Origin of the sequence: Mesorhizobium sp. Root695 (assembly GCF_001428185.1) — a bacterium.
Lineage (GTDB): Bacteria > Pseudomonadota > Alphaproteobacteria > Rhizobiales > Rhizobiaceae > Mesorhizobium.
Genome location: NZ_LMHO01000006.1, coordinates 59,459 through 75,475, shown reverse-complemented (window position 1 = coordinate 75,475; position 16,017 = coordinate 59,459). Strand labels below are relative to the sequence as shown.

General features: G+C 58.0%; 17 protein-coding genes. 8 read left to right on the top strand and 9 right to left on the bottom strand.

Annotated elements, in window-relative coordinates:
• Positions 1-13: 13 nt before the first annotated feature.
• The 7 genes from ASD99_RS08105 to ASD99_RS08075 all read right to left on the bottom strand — a co-directional run bounded on the left by ASD99_RS08105 (position 14) and on the right by ASD99_RS08075 (position 6,822).
• Complete coding sequence (locus ASD99_RS08105) at positions 14-1,057, bottom strand: type IV secretion system protein (RefSeq protein ID WP_057143244.1); 1,044 nt, start codon at positions 1,055-1,057, stop codon at positions 14-16.
• 182 nt (positions 1,058-1,239) lie between these two features.
• Entirely contained in the window at positions 1,240-1,974 is a 735-nt protein-coding gene (locus tag ASD99_RS08100; RefSeq protein WP_057143243.1) for a type IV secretion system protein, read from the bottom strand.
• 12 nt (positions 1,975-1,986) lie between these two features.
• The gene (locus ASD99_RS08095; RefSeq protein WP_082583185.1) at positions 1,987-3,141 is read right to left on the bottom strand and encodes a transglycosylase SLT domain-containing protein; all 1,155 of its coding nucleotides are present in this window, start codon (positions 3,139-3,141) and stop codon (positions 1,987-1,989) included.
• Positions 3,125-5,527 carry a VirB4 family type IV secretion system protein gene (locus ASD99_RS08090; RefSeq protein WP_057143241.1) on the bottom strand — a complete coding sequence of 801 codons (2,403 nt, stop codon included), beginning with the start codon at positions 5,525-5,527 and terminating at the stop codon, positions 3,125-3,127. Before ASD99_RS08090 ends, ASD99_RS08095 begins: the two co-directional genes overlap by 17 nt.
• On the bottom strand, positions 5,524-5,817 hold the full coding sequence (locus ASD99_RS08085) for a type IV secretion system protein VirB3 (RefSeq protein WP_006339854.1): 294 nt from the start codon (positions 5,815-5,817) through the stop codon (positions 5,524-5,526). The genes ASD99_RS08090 and ASD99_RS08085 overlap by 4 nt, the downstream gene beginning before the upstream one ends.
• A gap of 3 nt (positions 5,818-5,820) precedes the next feature.
• Positions 5,821-6,135 carry a TrbC/VirB2 family protein gene (locus ASD99_RS08080; protein WP_057143240.1) on the bottom strand — a complete coding sequence of 105 codons (315 nt, stop codon included), beginning with the start codon at positions 6,133-6,135 and terminating at the stop codon, positions 5,821-5,823.
• Positions 6,136-6,147: 12 nt separating this feature from the next.
• On the bottom strand, positions 6,148-6,822 hold the full coding sequence (locus ASD99_RS08075) for a lytic transglycosylase domain-containing protein (RefSeq protein WP_156388942.1): 675 nt from the start codon (positions 6,820-6,822) through the stop codon (positions 6,148-6,150).
• Positions 6,823-6,888: 66 nt separating this feature from the next.
• On the opposite strand from ASD99_RS08075, the gene ASD99_RS08070 reads away from it, so the two are divergent.
• From ASD99_RS08070 to ASD99_RS33160, 3 genes are read left to right on the top strand one after another with little or no spacing between them, the layout of a single operon-like run.
• Positions 6,889-7,491, top strand: a complete 603-nt coding sequence (locus tag ASD99_RS08070) for a hypothetical protein (RefSeq protein WP_057143238.1) — start codon at positions 6,889-6,891, stop codon at positions 7,489-7,491.
• Positions 7,488-8,036 carry a thermonuclease family protein gene (locus ASD99_RS08065; protein ID WP_057143237.1) on the top strand — a complete coding sequence of 183 codons (549 nt, stop codon included), beginning with the start codon at positions 7,488-7,490 and terminating at the stop codon, positions 8,034-8,036. The genes ASD99_RS08070 and ASD99_RS08065 overlap by 4 nt, the downstream gene beginning before the upstream one ends.
• Complete coding sequence (locus ASD99_RS33160) at positions 8,033-8,197, top strand: hypothetical protein (protein ID WP_156388941.1); 165 nt, start codon at positions 8,033-8,035, stop codon at positions 8,195-8,197. Before ASD99_RS08065 ends, ASD99_RS33160 begins: the two co-directional genes overlap by 4 nt.
• On the opposite strand, the gene ASD99_RS08060 is transcribed toward ASD99_RS33160, so the two are convergent.
• Positions 8,194-8,538: a hypothetical protein gene (locus tag ASD99_RS08060; protein WP_057143236.1), complete on the bottom strand. Its 345-nt coding sequence runs from the start codon at positions 8,536-8,538 to the stop codon at positions 8,194-8,196. The genes ASD99_RS33160 and ASD99_RS08060 overlap by 4 nt on opposite strands.
• Before the next feature lie 337 nt (positions 8,539-8,875).
• On the opposite strand from ASD99_RS08060, the gene ASD99_RS08055 reads away from it, so the two are divergent.
• Together ASD99_RS08055 and ASD99_RS08050 are read left to right on the top strand one after the other, a co-directional pair.
• On the top strand, positions 8,876-10,489 hold the full coding sequence (locus ASD99_RS08055; RefSeq protein WP_057143235.1) for an RcgA family putative transporter: 1,614 nt from the start codon (positions 8,876-8,878) through the stop codon (positions 10,487-10,489).
• A complete protein-coding gene (locus ASD99_RS08050; protein WP_057143234.1) occupies positions 10,479-11,504 on the top strand; it encodes an RcgR family putative quorum lactone hydrolase in 1,026 nt (341 codons plus the stop codon). The genes ASD99_RS08055 and ASD99_RS08050 overlap by 11 nt, the downstream gene beginning before the upstream one ends.
• A gap of 454 nt (positions 11,505-11,958) precedes the next feature.
• On the opposite strand, the gene ASD99_RS08045 is transcribed toward ASD99_RS08050, so the two are convergent.
• Positions 11,959-12,465: a helix-turn-helix domain-containing protein gene (locus ASD99_RS08045; RefSeq protein ID WP_244497654.1), complete on the bottom strand. Its 507-nt coding sequence runs from the start codon at positions 12,463-12,465 to the stop codon at positions 11,959-11,961.
• Positions 12,466-12,581: 116 nt separating this feature from the next.
• Here ASD99_RS08045 and ASD99_RS08040 point away from each other — a divergent pair, with 116 nt between their 5' ends.
• From ASD99_RS08040 to ASD99_RS08030, 3 genes are all read left to right on the top strand, one after another.
• Positions 12,582-13,184 (top strand): hypothetical protein, encoded by a 603-nt coding sequence (locus ASD99_RS08040; RefSeq protein WP_057143232.1) that lies wholly within the window; start codon positions 12,582-12,584, stop codon positions 13,182-13,184.
• A 57-nt stretch (positions 13,185-13,241) separates the two neighbouring features.
• Complete coding sequence (locus tag ASD99_RS08035; protein ID WP_057143231.1) at positions 13,242-13,700, top strand: hypothetical protein; 459 nt, start codon at positions 13,242-13,244, stop codon at positions 13,698-13,700.
• 391 nt (positions 13,701-14,091) lie between these two features.
• Positions 14,092-15,468, top strand: coding sequence for an ISNCY family transposase (locus ASD99_RS08030; RefSeq protein WP_057143230.1), 1,377 nt, complete (start codon positions 14,092-14,094; stop codon positions 15,466-15,468).
• Positions 15,469-16,017: the final 549 nt, after the last annotated feature.

Sequence of the window (16,017 nt, the reverse complement as noted above, 5' to 3'; positions counted from 1 at the left end):
TCGTTGGTGTGTTCTAGGCCAGAGGCCTGGCGTTATCGCGCGCACCTTGCTGGATGGCGGACCGAGCTGCGTCGTCCGCCCTTGCTGCTCGCGGGGATCGGAAGCTGTTTGCCACGAGCTGCCGGGCGCCCCGAGCGGCGCGGCCGGCGGCCCATCGTGCACCGGAGTAGCGCACGGCGTTTGTGCCGAAGTTTCTATAAGGGTTGTATGCGCCCACGGTGCTGAGATACCCGCCGCCATTCAGGATGGAAGCAATCGAGGGTATCTGCATGAGAACGTAGATCCCGATGATCGTCACCAGCACCAGGGGCAGCACCAGCGACATCTTGCTGTCCATAGTCGCTCCACCTGATGTGGCGGTGTTCAGCGCCGCATTGACGAGCGAGAAGTAGAAACCGAGAAAGCCGTAGATCAGGATTTGCTGGATCATCAGGAAGGTGGTCAGCGAAAGAAAGCCTTCGCTCATGCGCGAGGACCATCGGTAAAGCCATAGAATGATCCATATCGGCGCCAGGGCGAGCGTAATGAACAACATCACCTTGGCGGCGATGATCGCGGCAATGGCAAGCGCTGCGAAGATGATGGCCGACAGCAGGACGAGCAGCGACAAGAGCGCGCCAAAGATGTCATAGAAGGATCCGCTATACACCTGATTGGCGACGTCCTGGGCCCCTTTGTAGAGGTTGTCGATGAGCGCCGGAATTGCCGCCTGATCGCTGAGCTGATTGCCGGTGGCTCGCGACACGGCGCCGACGATGACCTTGCCGACCTCATCTGGAATGCTTTGGACAAGCTGATAGATCGTCGCGGAAAATGTGCCCCATCCGGTCAGCAGCAGATAGATGATGACGGCGCGACCCAGGCGATAGGCCGCTTCGAGCGGCGAAATCGACTCCCGCCCGCTCAGGATCGAATAGCCCCACCACACGATATAGAGGGTGAGCATGAGGGTGAAGACGTTGCCCATCGCATTGCCCAACTGCATATAGACGGTGCGGACGAAGTCCTCGCCGATGTTGTCAATGCCACCCAGAATGCTTGCGGCGAGACCGTTCATGAATCCTCGTCAATGATGCTGGCGAACGGCGTTGAATTGACCGGTTTTAGCGCGCCGCATTCGTCGGTGCGGGCATACGCCAAAGGCCCGCACGGCGCTTTCCGTTCGCGATTTGCGCATCCAAACAGCACTGCGCCGAGCCCAATTACAGCGCATATGCGCAGCACTCGCCTCGACAAGCGCTAGCCTCCGCTCTTGCCAAATTCCGCGAACGGATTGACGTTGCGCGGCGTCATCATCTTCTGGACCTGGCTCTGGCGAAGAAGGTCCCCCTTCAGCTTCTCATTCAGGGCCGCGACCGCGCCGTTCTGGACACCGATCAATTCGTTGACCGCGCGCGCATTTTCCAGCTGCATTCGGGTGTTCTGGTCCACTGATCCCTTGACGTCCTGTGACTGCCCGATCTGCCCACTCGCGGACTGGAGGGACTGTTGGCGCTGGGTGACGCCCTGCGAAGCCTGCGAGGTCAATGCGCTTAGCAGCGAGGCCACATTGACGCTGCCGCCATAGGCCGTGTTGACGGCGCTGGTCTCCTTGCCGGCAATCTGCTGGAGCTGCTTCACCAGCTGGAGCCCATTGATGACGGCGCCTGCGATTTTCTGGATTTCGGGCGAAAGGCCACCAAACGAAAGCGCACCGCCGTTCAGGATCGATCCGAACGAGGGAGCCTGGGCAATCGACATGTTGCCGCCAAGACCCATTTGTCCGATGCCGAGCGAACCATCACGACTGCCGCTGAGAGCCTGCAGGATCTCCTCGCTCTTTTTCAGGATATCCTTGTTCGAATCCATGATGGAGTTGGTGTTGTCCGCATTCTTGCGGGCGACATCGAGATTGGCGCCATCAATGACGGCAATCTGTGCGTGGGCCGTGCTTGCCCAAAGCGCCAGACTGGCAGCAATCGCGAATGTCTTCATGTCAGCCTCCTATTACTGTAGAGAATTGATCACGCTGGCAGCGTCAGCAGGGTCTGTGGTGATGGTCATCGAGCTGCTGTCGGCCGAGCTTGCCGCCGCGTTCTCAAGTGCGCATGGTAGCCACCGGCCGCGATCGATCCTCAACCGCTCCAATTCCGCGGGATCACAAGAGAACGGGTTTGGAGAGCCGCTGTTCGGCTGTTGCACCAGCTTGGACGACTGCGATGCCTGAACATTCTGCAACGATAGAAGTTGGCCCAGCAACGTCGTAAAATCCCCCGCCTGGGCGAGGTACTGGTTGGTGACATCGGCGTTGATCCCACGAGCCGACGAGTTCAGCTCCCACGCATCCTTGTATTCGGTAACCTGGCCAACGTTGACCGCCAGCGCGTCGATTGCAGCATTGTTGGCGCCCATCTGCGATGAGCTTGCATCAAGGCCGCCAGCCGCCTTCCTCACCGTGCCCACGGCCGCTTCCTGAGCCGTGCCGCCGGCGCCGTCGGCCGTTACGATCGAGAATGGTGGCGGCGCGGCCGCGGGAGCCTTGCCGCTCGATACATAGTCGTTGAAGTAGCTGTTCCAGCGGCCGACGCCGCCGGCCCATTGGTTCTGCTCGCCTGCGTTCGATCCGTTGTAGAAGGAGGCGAGACAGCTGTAACTCGTCGCGCCGCATTGCTTCACGCCCATTCCGAGATATTTGACGCCGCCTTCGACATTCTGCTCGTTCACGTCGCGGTCGAGTCCCATGGACTTGCCAGTGCCCTTGGTCAGCTGCATCACGCCTTTGACGCCGGTGTGGCTCCCGGCGCATGTATCGAAGCGCGATTCCTGATAGGCAACGGACAGCGCCAGGCCTTCGGGCACGCCATATTTTTGCGCATAGTAGCGGATCATCTTCACGTTGCCCGCGTCGCGCTGCAACGCTTCGGCCGGGGATCGGCGAAACATCTGTGAGCGGTATTTGTTCGAATAGGTGCAGACGACGCTTTTCTTCTTGTCGGTTTCGTCCTTCTTGGCCTCATCCGACTTCGTGCTGTGCTGCTCGTCCTCTTGCCGCTTGTCGAGGTTCGGCCCGTCGATGACCGCGATCTGGGCGACAGCCACGGTCATGGTTTCCGCTGTCGCGAGAGCCACGGCCAGACAAAAGCTGCTAAGCCGCTTCGTCATGCTCGTCCTCCCATCCGCAGAAGTACGGCAACCACATCTGCGGCTCGTCGCCGAAGGTTTCCCGGAGCCGTGCGCATTCCTTGCTGTTGGCTTCGTTCGAGGACAAGACCTTGATAAGATCGGGCATCGCCGACAAATCGAGCTTCGCTACGATCGAGTCGCTGTCGTGTTTGACGAGGAAGGTGCGTGTTTCCTTCGCGGTGCGGCGCACGAACTCGAATTCCTTCGCTGTCAGCGAGAAGCGCTCCACGTAGGATTCTTTGCTCGCCTTGGGGTTGGGGAAGAAAATGTTGGTCTTCGTTTGCTCGATCAGTGACGACGAGATGGAGGAGTTGACGACGTCTTCCGCTGTCTGCGTGCCAAAGCCGACCACGCCGTTGCGGCGACGAATGGTCTTCAGCGTCTCATTGATGAAAGCGGCGAAAACCTCGTCGTCCAGCAGCTTCCAGCCTTCATCGAGGAAAAGCATGATCGGCGAGCCGTCGATGACGTCCTCGAGACGATGGAAGATGTAGAGCAACGCCGCCGAGCGCAGCTTTCGGTCGCCCAGGATCTTCGTCATGTCGAACCCGACAACGGGTTTCGAGAAATCGACCAGATCGACGGGATTGTTGAAAAGCCAGCCCTTGTCCTTCGGGTCGAGCCAGGGTTGTATCCGCGCCGCCAGATCATTCATGCCAGGCATTAGCGAGCCCCGCAGCACTTCCGGCAGCAGGTCGAAGGTCCGCTGTTCGCGCGGTATCTTGTAAATCATGTCGACGGCCGCGTTGATGACGCGCATCTCGGCCACATCAAGCGCGCCGCCTTCCGGCGTCAGAATGTAGAGGAGTAAATCTTCCAGGAAAGAACGGTTTTCCGCCGTGTCATCAAGCTGCAATGGCGCGAACCCGGTCGGCTGAGAGGGTTCCATCACCTCGTAACGACCGCCGAGCGCCCGAACGAAGATCTCGGCGCCGCGCATGTAGTCGAAATAAACACATCGCGGCCGCGGCATGATGCGCATGGCCTGCGCCATCAGGAACGACAGCACCACGGTCTTGCCCGAGCCGGTCGGGCCGAACACCGTGAAGTGCCCGACATCGTGTACGTGGAAATTGAAATAGTAGGCTGTCTGGCTGGTCGTCTCGAGCAAGGCGATGGGCCGTTTCCAATGCAGCCGGTCACGTTGGCCGGACGGGAAATTGTGTCCGGAAAAAAGGCCGGCGAAATTCAGCGACGAGATCAACGCACGTCGCGCGATGTAGCTGAAATTTCCCGGCAACTGCGCCCAGAAGGCCAGTTCCGTGTTCAGTGTCTCGCGGACCGGCACGATCGACATGCGCGAAAGTTCGGCCGTGATGTCGGATAGCGCACGATTGAGACCAGTCATGTCCGGCGCCAATGCCATAACGCTCATGTGATGTTGTCCGAATACGACTTCGCCGCCAGCCAGCTTGTCGGCACCGTCGTGGACGGAGACCTCGACCGTCGTGCCCGCCTCGTCGGAACCCTCGACCTGGTTGGCGATAGTGTTGATCCTGCGCATCGCCGTGACACGGTCTTCGATCGCGAAACTCTGCGTTAGGACAAACTCATGCGGCAGTCGCAAGAGACCGTCCAAAGAACCCGGCGCGGTGAACGGCGGATATTCCTTGATTGACACCATGGCGCCGAGCTTGGCTTGGTCCGGACCGCGAAGTTCCAGCGCCGACTTGCCGAAAAACAGCTGCCGCGTCGCCAGCGCATCGCCAAGGGACATGCGCGGCAAAGGCATTTCCACGTCGCCACCACCGGCGAGGATTTTCGCCAGAAATTCGGCGGGCTCGGAAAAGAAGCTGTCGCGGCGCTTCACGACACCGAGAAGACGTCCCCCATATGCGCTGAAATCCTTGACCATGCCGTCGAGGATGTCATGCAGTTCGGCTATTGCCTCTTCGCGGGTTTCTTCGCCAGCGGTGCTGATACGGAATGCATTGAGCGCCTTGTCCACCCAGCCGACCCGGCCGACCATCGGGCGCCGTATGACCGTCAGATACGCCTCGTTGACGAAAAGGTTTTTCAAGCCAAGCTCGTCCATGTAGCGGGCGTCGAGCTCGGCCACGAAAGGATTGTCAAAGTCGCCTTCGATTTCCGGGGTCACGTGACGGCGGATGATAGTTGTGTAGACCGCAAACCGAGAGGTCGAAAGATTGCGGAACGTGGTGTTGCGGTTGAACATTCGGCTGTTCAACTCGGCCTGGTCCATCGTCTGGAATGGCAGGCCGCTGAGCCGGATGGCGCCGACCAGAAAGCCGCTCTTCGTCACGATCAGATTGTCATCGACATGGCGAAGGTAGGGGATGTGCATCGCAGCCGGCCTTTCGCGGCGGCGCTCACGGCCAAATTTCAGGTCCGCGTCGAGGCTCATGGCGAATAGCTCCTCGCCCCCCAGAAAGTGAGGTTCGCCACGGCTCCGCGTTTGGAGACGCGCCGCTCGAAAATATGAAAGATGTAGGGATCGCGCTGGCACAGATAGGCACTGACCAGATGCACCACGCCGAACACGCCAAGACCCAGCATGAAGCTGCTCGTGGCGATAAAGCCGATCACCGCAAGGATGCCGTTCAGTGCAAAAACTTCATAGCGCACCCCCCATTTCATCGGGGGGCGTGTCAGGGGCAGGCTGACCGGCTCGACATAGACTTCCTCGTCGTCCATGGCTCAGCTGCCTCCTGCCGTCGCGCGAACCGCGTCCACCAGCTGGGCAGCGCCGAAGATAAGAGCGATGCCAATGATGATGGAAAAAGCCATCATCCACGCCAGCCGGCCCGTCATGGCGAGGAAGCCGAGAAAACAGACCGCGATGATGGCAAATGAGCGCGCTATGTTGCCCTGCAGAACGCCGACGAACCATTCCAGCACGTTTTCAACTGGTGCCGCCGACTGCGCGTACGCAGTGGCTGGCGCGAACGCTATTCCGACCGCCGAGGCCAAGGCCAGTTTCAGAGCAAATTTGCCTGCTTTCCTGTATTCCACCCTTGGCTCCTTTCAGTTGCCGAAATCCATGACATGACCCTCCTGCCAAGCGTCTCCGCTTGCTGGCGGACCGGCCGCGAGCATTTCGGATTTGGTCAGAACGGGCTTCTTCGCGACACCGCCGAACTTCCAGCGGTTGAGGATTTTCACGATGTATTCCGCGGTCTCCGGATTCACCGGAATGCCCTGGGCCTTGTAGACGCTGTTGGGCCCGGCGTTATATGCCGCCAGCATCAGCAGCGGATCCTGGAACTCGTCATAGAGTGACTTCAGATAGCGCAAGCCAGCCCGAACATTCGCCTGCGTATCGCAACGGTTGCTCACGCCGAGATCGGCCGCCGTCCCCGGCATCAACTGCATGATCCCAAGGGCTCCGGCCTTGGACAGGCCCTGATTGGCGCCGAGATCGCTTTCAGCCCATGCGATCGCCTCGGCCAGATCGGCGTCGAAGCCTTCGTCCAGCGCGATTGAGCGCACAAGTTGGGCGACCTCAGCACGATTTCCGATTTCACATGCCCCCGGCCTTTGCGCCCCGACTGATGCAAGGGCTTGCCCCGGCGTTGCAAAGGCGACTGCGACGCGGTCTGATGCCAGGTCCCGGGCGTGCGCTTGCAACGGCATTGTAGCGGCACAAAGGGTCAACAGAAGAGCTGTTCGAGTGTTCATACTGTCGCCAAAATTTAACACTTTACTATGGCTACACGCAGCCCTAGTAAAGTGTCAACACCATATGCACCACAGGGACAGATTTCGATGAAACAGATTGCCCTTTGCACGGCTTTGCTGCTCCAGGGTACCGCGACCTATGCTGCCGGCGCCGACGCCCCAAATGCCTTCGCGCAGCCTTCGGAGCGATACCTGCTTCAGTTTGCCAAGCCGGGTGAGAAGATGTTCGTCTATGAGCGCTACGATGCTAAAGGCGCGCTCTTTCAGCGCGATGCGGCCGCCCTCAGCTCGCCGGTCAAGGTGCCGTCGGCAACCGAGCGCGTCATCAACGGCGTGGCCTATCGACTGCGCGGCCTCGCGGCCTGCCCAAAACCAAAGATTACCTACAAGACGCAGGAGTGGGACTGCACGAAGGCCGCGCAGGACTATGAAGAAGGAATCTACAACCATCGTGCTTCTGTCGTGCTTTGCAAAACGCTTGTGCTGCAGAGCAGGAAGGGGGAAGCCGACGCTGTGTCGTGTTTTTCTCTCGTTGGTGCGGGCAATACAAACGACCCGTACAACGTCGCCTACGACGATGACGAAATGGTTTTCCTCGACATGGCCGCAATCGGACGCAACAAGGACGGCAAGTCGCTGCGCCCCGATCTGGAGCACTCCGCCGACCTCGGTGGACAGTTCCAGGAATGAAACAGGCGCGCTTTGCAGTGCTGGCCGTTTTTGGTTTGTGCGTATCGGCATACGCGCAGGATGCATCCGAATCTGCCGCGCCAACGCCCTTCGCAGTATCGAAATCGGCTCAACTGCTGACCGGAGATACCTGGCGTGACGGCGACCACCTTTTCCGCCTCTATGGCGTCCAGTCATGTCTTCGCGGCACGTCGGCTGAACAGCCAAATGGGAACAAAATCGATTGCGGGAACACCTCACTGGCGCACCTGGCCGCGCTGTTCGATAGCGCGGCGGTGACATGCCAGCCGATCGGCTACGCCCTCGACAAGGCGGCCTTTGTCGTGTGCGGTGCGCAGCTGAATGGCGACACAATCGACGTCGGCACCGCGCTCATAGCGACCGGATACGCGTTTGCCGCAACGACAGCAAAGGGCAAAGCCGTCAATGAGAACTACCTCGTCGCGGAAATCAACGCTAAGATGAAACGTGCAGGTTTGTGGGCCACGACGTTTCAGCACCCTGTTCAGCTGCTGCTAAATAAGCGATCGGAGAGACAAGAATGAAGCACGACGATGAGGCGCACAAATATTACTATCCCGTGGAAGGACGCGGTGACGGCGCTATTGGCGGAGCCGCGGTGTTCTTGGCAATCATCTTGGTGCCTGCAGGGCTCTATGCGGCCTGGAATACCGTGGCCTCATGGATTTCAGCGCTCTTCTCCTAGGCCTGCAGTTTCGCGAAAGAACCGAGCAACGCGCGCATATCGTCGACGTCAATCTCGCACCAGTCGTTCCCCAACAACCGACAGAAATAAGCTGCCTTCATTTTCATCTCAACGACATCGGCCACCGGCGCAGCGGCCGCGCGCCGACGCGCGATAACCTCTCCCGCCATGACCGAATCCAATCGCCGGCCGGTCAGGGTCGTGTCCGGCCCTTCTGCCCCCATCCATCGCTTGCCGAGACGTTCAACCATGGCGACTGCCTGACGATGCGCCGCGATCAGATTCGGGACCCCGTCGGCCTCTTCCACCACTCCGTTGTTACAGACCACTTGAATGGGCATCGATTGGCTCCACGCTCATGACAATTCGTAATTGATACCGGGGAGGCGAGAAAAATAGGGATGGCTTCATCCCTCTGCTTCTCAGACTCCCGAAGCCCTGGCTTCCCCTACTTTTCGCTCATGCGGTCGCGACCGATCCGGGCAGCTCAGTGCCTTGGCCGGCGGTTTGCGAAACATCTCCCCCGCAACAACCGTGTGCAGCCTCTCCAGCGGGTCACCAGTCATCGATCGTCTCCCGTGCCGGCCAAATCCAGTTGATAAAAGCGTTGATTGAGCACGAAGGCACGATAAGATACGAAGCCTAGCGAAGCGGAACGAAACTAGAGCCTATAAGCTGTTGTTTAAGAACGGAAAGTTATTTCTCCCTCCGCCCAGAGACGGGAGTGATTTCAAAGAATTATTCAAACGATTGGCGGCGGCGGGCGCGGGTCGACTACTGGGCAAAGACGGGTTTCCTGCCGGCCCATGGACGCCCGAGCTCCTTGCAGAGGCGATTTCACAGATTGATTCCAACCGGGTTGGGGTCGATCTACGAACGGTGCAGCTTTGGTTTCAAGAGAACGAGAAGGGTATTAGCACTGCCAACATTCGTTGGCTGGCGAGGATTCTCGGATGCGATGATCCGGTCGCAACTAGCGAATGGCAGATAGAGCTTAGTGCGGCGCAATCGCGGCTATCGATCAAGAGACGAGGATGGAAGAGAGCCGGAAGCAGCGTTGCACAGGAGATTCCAGACACGGCACTGACGGCGACCTTCGACGACGAGACAGACTCCCCAGCAGTGCTGACACGGGATACTGACCCCAAAGGGCCGAGCCGGCGTTTTAGTTTGGCGAGGAAATCGGAGGCGTTTTTTAGTCGCGGATCTCCCCTGAATTTACCGGCGTCGGTGTTTGCGGGTGTCACCGCTCTTGGGTTTTTGTCGTATCTTACGGGGATTCACAGCGTGACATATGGTCGGGCGGATGGCGTCGTCAAGCAGGTTGGGTTTCTTTGGACAGCGAATTGGACATTCGTCTTCATGGTATTTTTGCCACTGTTTTTTGCCTTCGTGACAGAGCTGGTGACCTTTTGGAAAGATGAAGGCCGCCCAAAGCTTGTAGCGCAGGGCGACAAGATGGAAAGCGACGATGCCTGGGCGCGCAGCGTACAAGCTTCTTCGTATTCATATTGGGCGGTGCTTTTGATTTGTGTGGTATTCGCCGGTCTTTTTCAGTGGATCGGCGTGTCTTTAATCCCGTTGCTCAAAGGTGGTGGCAGCTATGCGACGGACTGGGGCTCGTTAGCGATTGTGCGCCCTGAAGTTATATCGGTGCCGGAAGCGATCGTGTTCACGGGGCTCTCTTACCTATACATGTGCCTATGTTTTTATCTGTTCTTCGTAGGTCTAATTTTGCTTTATACAGTGATCCATGATCTTTGGAGAATTGGAAAGGCAGCGAGTAATTCGCCCGAGGTGGATTATCAATACGGCTTCCATGAAGCCAGCCTCAGGGTTATGCGTGCGATTTTTCGGTGTACTGTTTTGGGTCTTCTGATCGCCATAGTCATGAAGCTCCAGAGTGCTTACCTGACATCGCGTGGAGAGAATATTGTGGCGTGGTTGGTCGGCGATATGTCTTCCGCCTTCTATGGGCGAAATGATGTGACCGCCGTGATCAGCTACCGTAGGCCGACCCATTATAGTAGCCTTCTCATCGCTATTTCGACCTGTGCTGTATTTCTGTACGGCTCCATCCGTGTAGGTGTCGAACCTCGGTTTCGTATGTCTTTGTGGAAGATGTCAGCGATCGTAGCGTTACTCGTGGCTAGCTACTTGCTGATCGATGCATTTGCTGGCTTTTCGATCCTTCTGGGCGTTGGAGTGCTGTTCGCAATATATGGCTTGTTTGATCCAGGGTTGGGGCGACGGCAAGCGATTAAGTTGGGAAACAATCAGAGTGTATCATAGTTGGCTTGATCATTGGGATGAGCGGCGGGCGCGACGCGGTGAGGAAGGGAAGAAGTCAACCGATTTCGCCCTTGACGCGGAACGCGCCTTTCCAGGTGCGGATAAGATAACAAGTATCGAGGAATTCTGTGCCCTTGCGGACCAAGCCGTGGCCGATCCAGCCTTTTTCGATGACCCGAATGTGAGTGTTCAGGGGTTTGAAAGGCTAGATGGGTGGCTCAAATTTCCATCGGACATATCCACTGATATCGAACAGAACAATGTCGTCTCGGCGAAAATCACAGAAAGCGGGTCGTTCGATCAGGCGATGGTGATTTTTCACCATTGGAATGCAACCTTCCGGAATCGTCAGATCGCCAACTTTTTCTCGCAACGTGGCATCACGGTTGTCGAGATCGCTATGCCTTATCACTTCGAGCGCAGCCGTCCCGGCTCCGCGCACGCTGACTATATGCTTAGCCCTAATCTCGGTCGAACGATTCAATCTGTAAGGCAGGCAGTGTTAGATGGGCGAAAGCTCATACGTTGGTTGAAGATCGAAGGCTATCGAGAGATTTCAGTTCTCGGTATGAGCTTAGGCTCCTGGGTTGCGGGCCTTCTCGCGGCGCACGACTCGGCTGTGTCGAAAGCCTCGTTGTTTCTCACGGCGGGGAGTCTAGCGGATATGGTTTGGGCGGGTCGCGCGACACGATTGATACGTGCTAGTCTCGAGCCAGCGATTAAGCTGACCGAGCTCAGAAGGGCTTGGGGTCCACTTAACTTGGAGAATTACGCAGATAGTTTGGCACGGCCTGATCTCGGTCTTCACGTTGTGTTGGCTAAGAGAGACAAAGTGGTGTTGCCAGAGCTATCGGAGAGGTTCATGCAGAGGCTGAAGGACGCCGGAGCTAGGCCAAATATTTTGGAATTAAACTGTGGTCATTATTCGCTCGCCATGCCGCCATACATTTTGTTGGCCGGTTTGAGCTTGAAGCGGTTTCTGTCGCGTGCTGACAAGTCTGCCCGGCAAGCATGAGTTTGGCGTTGGCCGGTCAGTTCACCAGCAAATTCTCTGGTGGGCATCACGACACTAAAGTGATGAATCTGGGTCGCCCCCCTACCGGAACCGACCCCTGGAATTGGCCGACAACGGCGCAGGCGTGACACCGGCAAAAGTCACGACACCCTTCTACTCTACAGGCGCCGGCAATCACACCGGGCTAGGTTTGACGGCTTGTTCTCATATGGTTTCGACCCTCAAGAGGAAGCTCTTCATCAGCAGAATTCCCGACGCCGGCACAGTCGTCCATGTAGTCCCTTATCATCCCCGCTGCTGCAACAGGGTAGCAGCCGACGATGACAGCAGCGGCTCGACAGCCGCGGCGGGGGTGCTAGTCTACAGTCGGCCGCTGGGCCTGACGGGCAGGGGCATGGGAGCGGTCGCCGGCTGGGGGCGTATTACAGGCCCTTTAGGAACACTCGTCACGCGGCTAGATGTCGGCTCCGCCAGGCGGCATCTTTTCGGAAAAGAGGAAGGTCGCTGGATCAAGTTTCAACGCCTTGGCGATCGCCGCAATCGTGTCCACGCTGATATTGCCGCTCGCGCGTTCCAGTTTCGTGAATGTCGCCTCCGCCACGCCGATTAGTTCGGCCATCTCATAACGGTGCAAAGTACGTCGTTGTCGCTCAAAATCGATGATGTGCGCCAGCCGCTTGCGAATCGCATTGTCGTCCAACCGATGCGCCCATTCCGGAACTTTCTTGCCGCCGGCGAGCAGTGATGCAAAAGACAGTTGCAAGCCGTTTGCCATGATCTGCAGCGTCGTCAATGTGACATTGTTTTTGTGACGCACAGTCTGAATGTAGGTTCGATAGGCCAGTTTTTCGCCCTCGGGGGTCCGAAACAGTTCGGCCATGTGCATATGGGTTAGGCCGCGTCTGGCTCTCTCCCGCTCAAGCGTCAGTGCAATGTTGGCGCGCAGCGGGTTGTCGACCACGCCTCCGTCGTCTCGTTTCATAAATCGATGTAGTCGCACAAACCTGCCTTTTCGACCTGTCCTTTTTCGCGCCGATCGTCCATAGTAAACTGTCAAATCTGTAGCGAGGAAAGGCTATGACCATACTCAAATTCCTACTAGGGGGTGCCGTCGCCATCGCGGGCGCCGCAGCTCTTCCATCCCAATCGAAAGCGTCGGAATGGGGCTGTCAGGTCCTCCTATGTCTTTCCGGCGACTGGCAAGGCACCCCGTCGTGCCACCCGCCAATTTACAAGTTGATTGCGGCGATGGAAGCCCCGGGTTTTAATTGGCCGACCTGTCCGCAAGCCAACTCCAGCGCGGCGAGATTTGAGAAGTATGAGGATTGTCCGTCTGGCTGGCAAGCAGTTGGCAGCTCCGAATCCGATCGGCCGGGCTTAGGTCAAGAACGGAACATCTGCCGCATCGCGGCCGACAGGCTCTCCTTGCCCGTTGTTTTCAAAAACAACGCCCTCGGCGGGCATCATCGAGACGGATCACGTCCGGTCCAAATCGAAATCGACGGTAAGGTGGTTGCGGCAACAATCCAGCCTGTGGGAAACGATCGAGGGCATTCCCTTGGTAATGGCCCCACCTACTACACCATCCCTCGACCGATGCGCGGAAAGCCCTGGGTCCTCGAGTATGATGACGCGAACGGCGTGCGCCAGAAAAGCTGGTTCAATCTCAACATGCGCTAAGCCAGGCGATCGAGCAGGACGAGGCACTATGAGGGTCACAATTCACGGAGGTTTGTAGTGTTCAAGGTGCTTCTCCTGTCCACGGTGATTTTGAACACAGGCGCTGTGTTGGCGGCGGCTGGTCAGAGCGACAAGCTCCGATCAAACGTAGACAATCCTATGTGGCCCGCTTCACTGAAATGGGACTGCAAGACCGCTGCCAAAATCGTGTGTGAGCGCGATGGCAGTTGCTCGGTGGCTGAGGACCACACCGGATTTGTGCTGAACTACGGTAGCAACGAAGCTGAGTTCCCGGCCAGCAATGTCAGGATCAAACGCCACTATCAACAGACCGTGCAGGGGAGCCCTTTGCAGCAGGAAGTTAGAGTGGAACTGGCCGACAATCGCGTTCTTTGGCTGACGGCGGTGGATGCCAGCCGCACTTATTCGCAAGCGTGGGTCGGCGCACTGAGCGAGTTGAAGGGTGGCGCGGTACTGATGGAATCCGAGGGCGTGTATTGTATGCCGCACAAGTGAGTGCACCGAGAGGGGTGGCGAGCGAGCGAAGGCCGATATGGTCTGACCTGGGACGCCGGCGGTTGAGAAGAGGCCATAGTCGCCCGCCAAGTTTTGATCAGGCGGTGAGATGGGGCCATTAACATCGATCTGTTGATCTGAGGCTTGGAGTAGGCTTGACTGTGGAAACTGATCGTATTTCTGTCGATCGCAATCGGAAAGACCGGGATAAAGTGTTATAAATACTTTGCGGTGTTAAGAAATATTAACTTGCACTGGTGATGAAAGTCGCATAATCTACTTGCCGGCTGTACGATCAAAGTTAAAATGTCCCACTTCTGCAAAGTAGGGATGTCGCTTCCCCTTTGCTGAATGCTATTCTCCCTGGCGCCGTTTGTGAGGGAGACAGCAAGTGGGATTTGTTCTGATGAGCGAACGCGAGCTCCAACGCATAGAGGTTCTATCGAAGGCCATCGAGCGAAGGATGACGACTGTCGCGGCAGCACATGTGCTTGGATTAACCAGGCGCCAGGTGCAGAGGCTTTTGAAGTCGTTTCAGGCCGATGGTGCTTCCGGACTGCGCCACAAGGCGCGCGGCCGACGCTCGAACCGTCAGATTGTCGACGGCGTTCGGGACTTCACTCTATCGCTCATCCGCGAACACTATCTGGACTTCGGCCCGACTCTTGCGGCTGAGAAGCTGGCTGAGGATCATGGTGTCACCGTATCGCGTGAGACGCTTCGCAAATGGATGGCTGAGGCCGGAATTTGGCTGTCGCGCAAGCAGCGCCGGACATTCCATCAGCCGCGCTTGCGCCGCGAAGCCTATGGCGAGTTGGTGCAGATCGACGGCAGTGAGCATCGGTGGTTCGAGGAGCGGGGTGATGCATGCACCCTGCTCGTCTTTATCGATGATGCCACCGGCAAGCTTCAGCAGCTACGTTTTGTGAAGTCGGAGAGCACGTTCAGCTACTTCGAGGCGCTGGAGCTCTATCTGGAGGCGCACGGCTGCCCGGTGGCGTTCTATTCCGACAAGCACACAGTGTTCCGGGTTGCCAAGGCCGAGGCGCGGGCCGGCCGCGGCATGACACAGTTCGGCCGGGCTCTGGCGGAGCTGAACATCGAGATCCTGTGCGCCAATTCCAGCCAAGCCAAAGGCCGCATGGAGCGCGTCAATCGCGCGCTCCAGGACCGGCTTGTGAAGGAACTGCGCCTCGCGGGCATATCCGACATCGAGGCGGCCAACGCCTTCCTGCCGGCGCTCACGTCGAGCTTCAACGAGAAGTTCGCCAAGGTCCCTGCCCGGCCGGACAATCTGCATCGCGCCTTGAACGTCGCGCCCAATCGGCTCCGCGACGTGCTTTGCAAGCGCGAGCAGCGCTATGTCGGCCAGCAGTTGTCGTTCTCCTACGAACGCAAACAGATCATACTCGAGAAGAACGACATCTCGTGCGGGCTGGTTGGCAAGTATGTCGATATCCACGAGTTCGCCAACGGCCAACTGGAAGTTCGATGGAAGGCATGCTCGCTGCCCTACACCGTTTTCGACAAGGAGCAGCGCGTCACGCACACTGCGATCACTGAGAATAAGCGGCTTGGTGAAGTGCTTTCGTGGATCAAGTCTCAGCAAGACGAGGCGCGACCTGCGCCGAAGATAAAGACTAACAGCGAGCAGACCGCCTATAAGAAGCGCGGAACGAAGCCGGGCCGCAGGACGGATTTCGTGAACGATCCATCTGTCATCGCCCGGCGTGAAGAGGCATTGGCGGGGATGTTGGCTGCGGAGTAGATGTCCAGTCCGGCATTCAAAGCTAAAGCCGAGGAAGCCCTACTGGAACGCACCCGATCGGGCTGCGTAACCCGGACCAATTGACGCCCGATCGGACGCTCACGCGGTGCCAAGAAGCGCGTCACTGTCACGTCTCTAAATTGCTGCGTCCTGCCTCGAATTGCCCCGGGGGCGACATTTCTACTTTGCTGGCCGCGCGACATTCGAACTTGGTTGCAACAGCCGGCAGTTTCAGGAGTGTTGCAATCCCAGGCCGCGAGCGTATCTGCGCATCGGCTTCCTTTCTTCCGGAGGAAGACTGCTTCGTCGACGCATTCGCAGCGTTGAATGAGGTGGTTGCGGGCCGCGAAGCGGAGCTCCTCAATAGAGGAGCGTAGCGGCCAGTAAACACCGGCAGGCTGGGGAAATTGCAACGACGGTATGTTTTTCGTTGCAGTGTGAAGTTACCTTCGAGGCATGCCGTGTTTGAAGCTCCGCCATCCATCGCTGCCTCCATCGTTGGCTGCCTGGGTCCTGACAGACCAGCACGGCCGGCCGCGCTATTGGCCG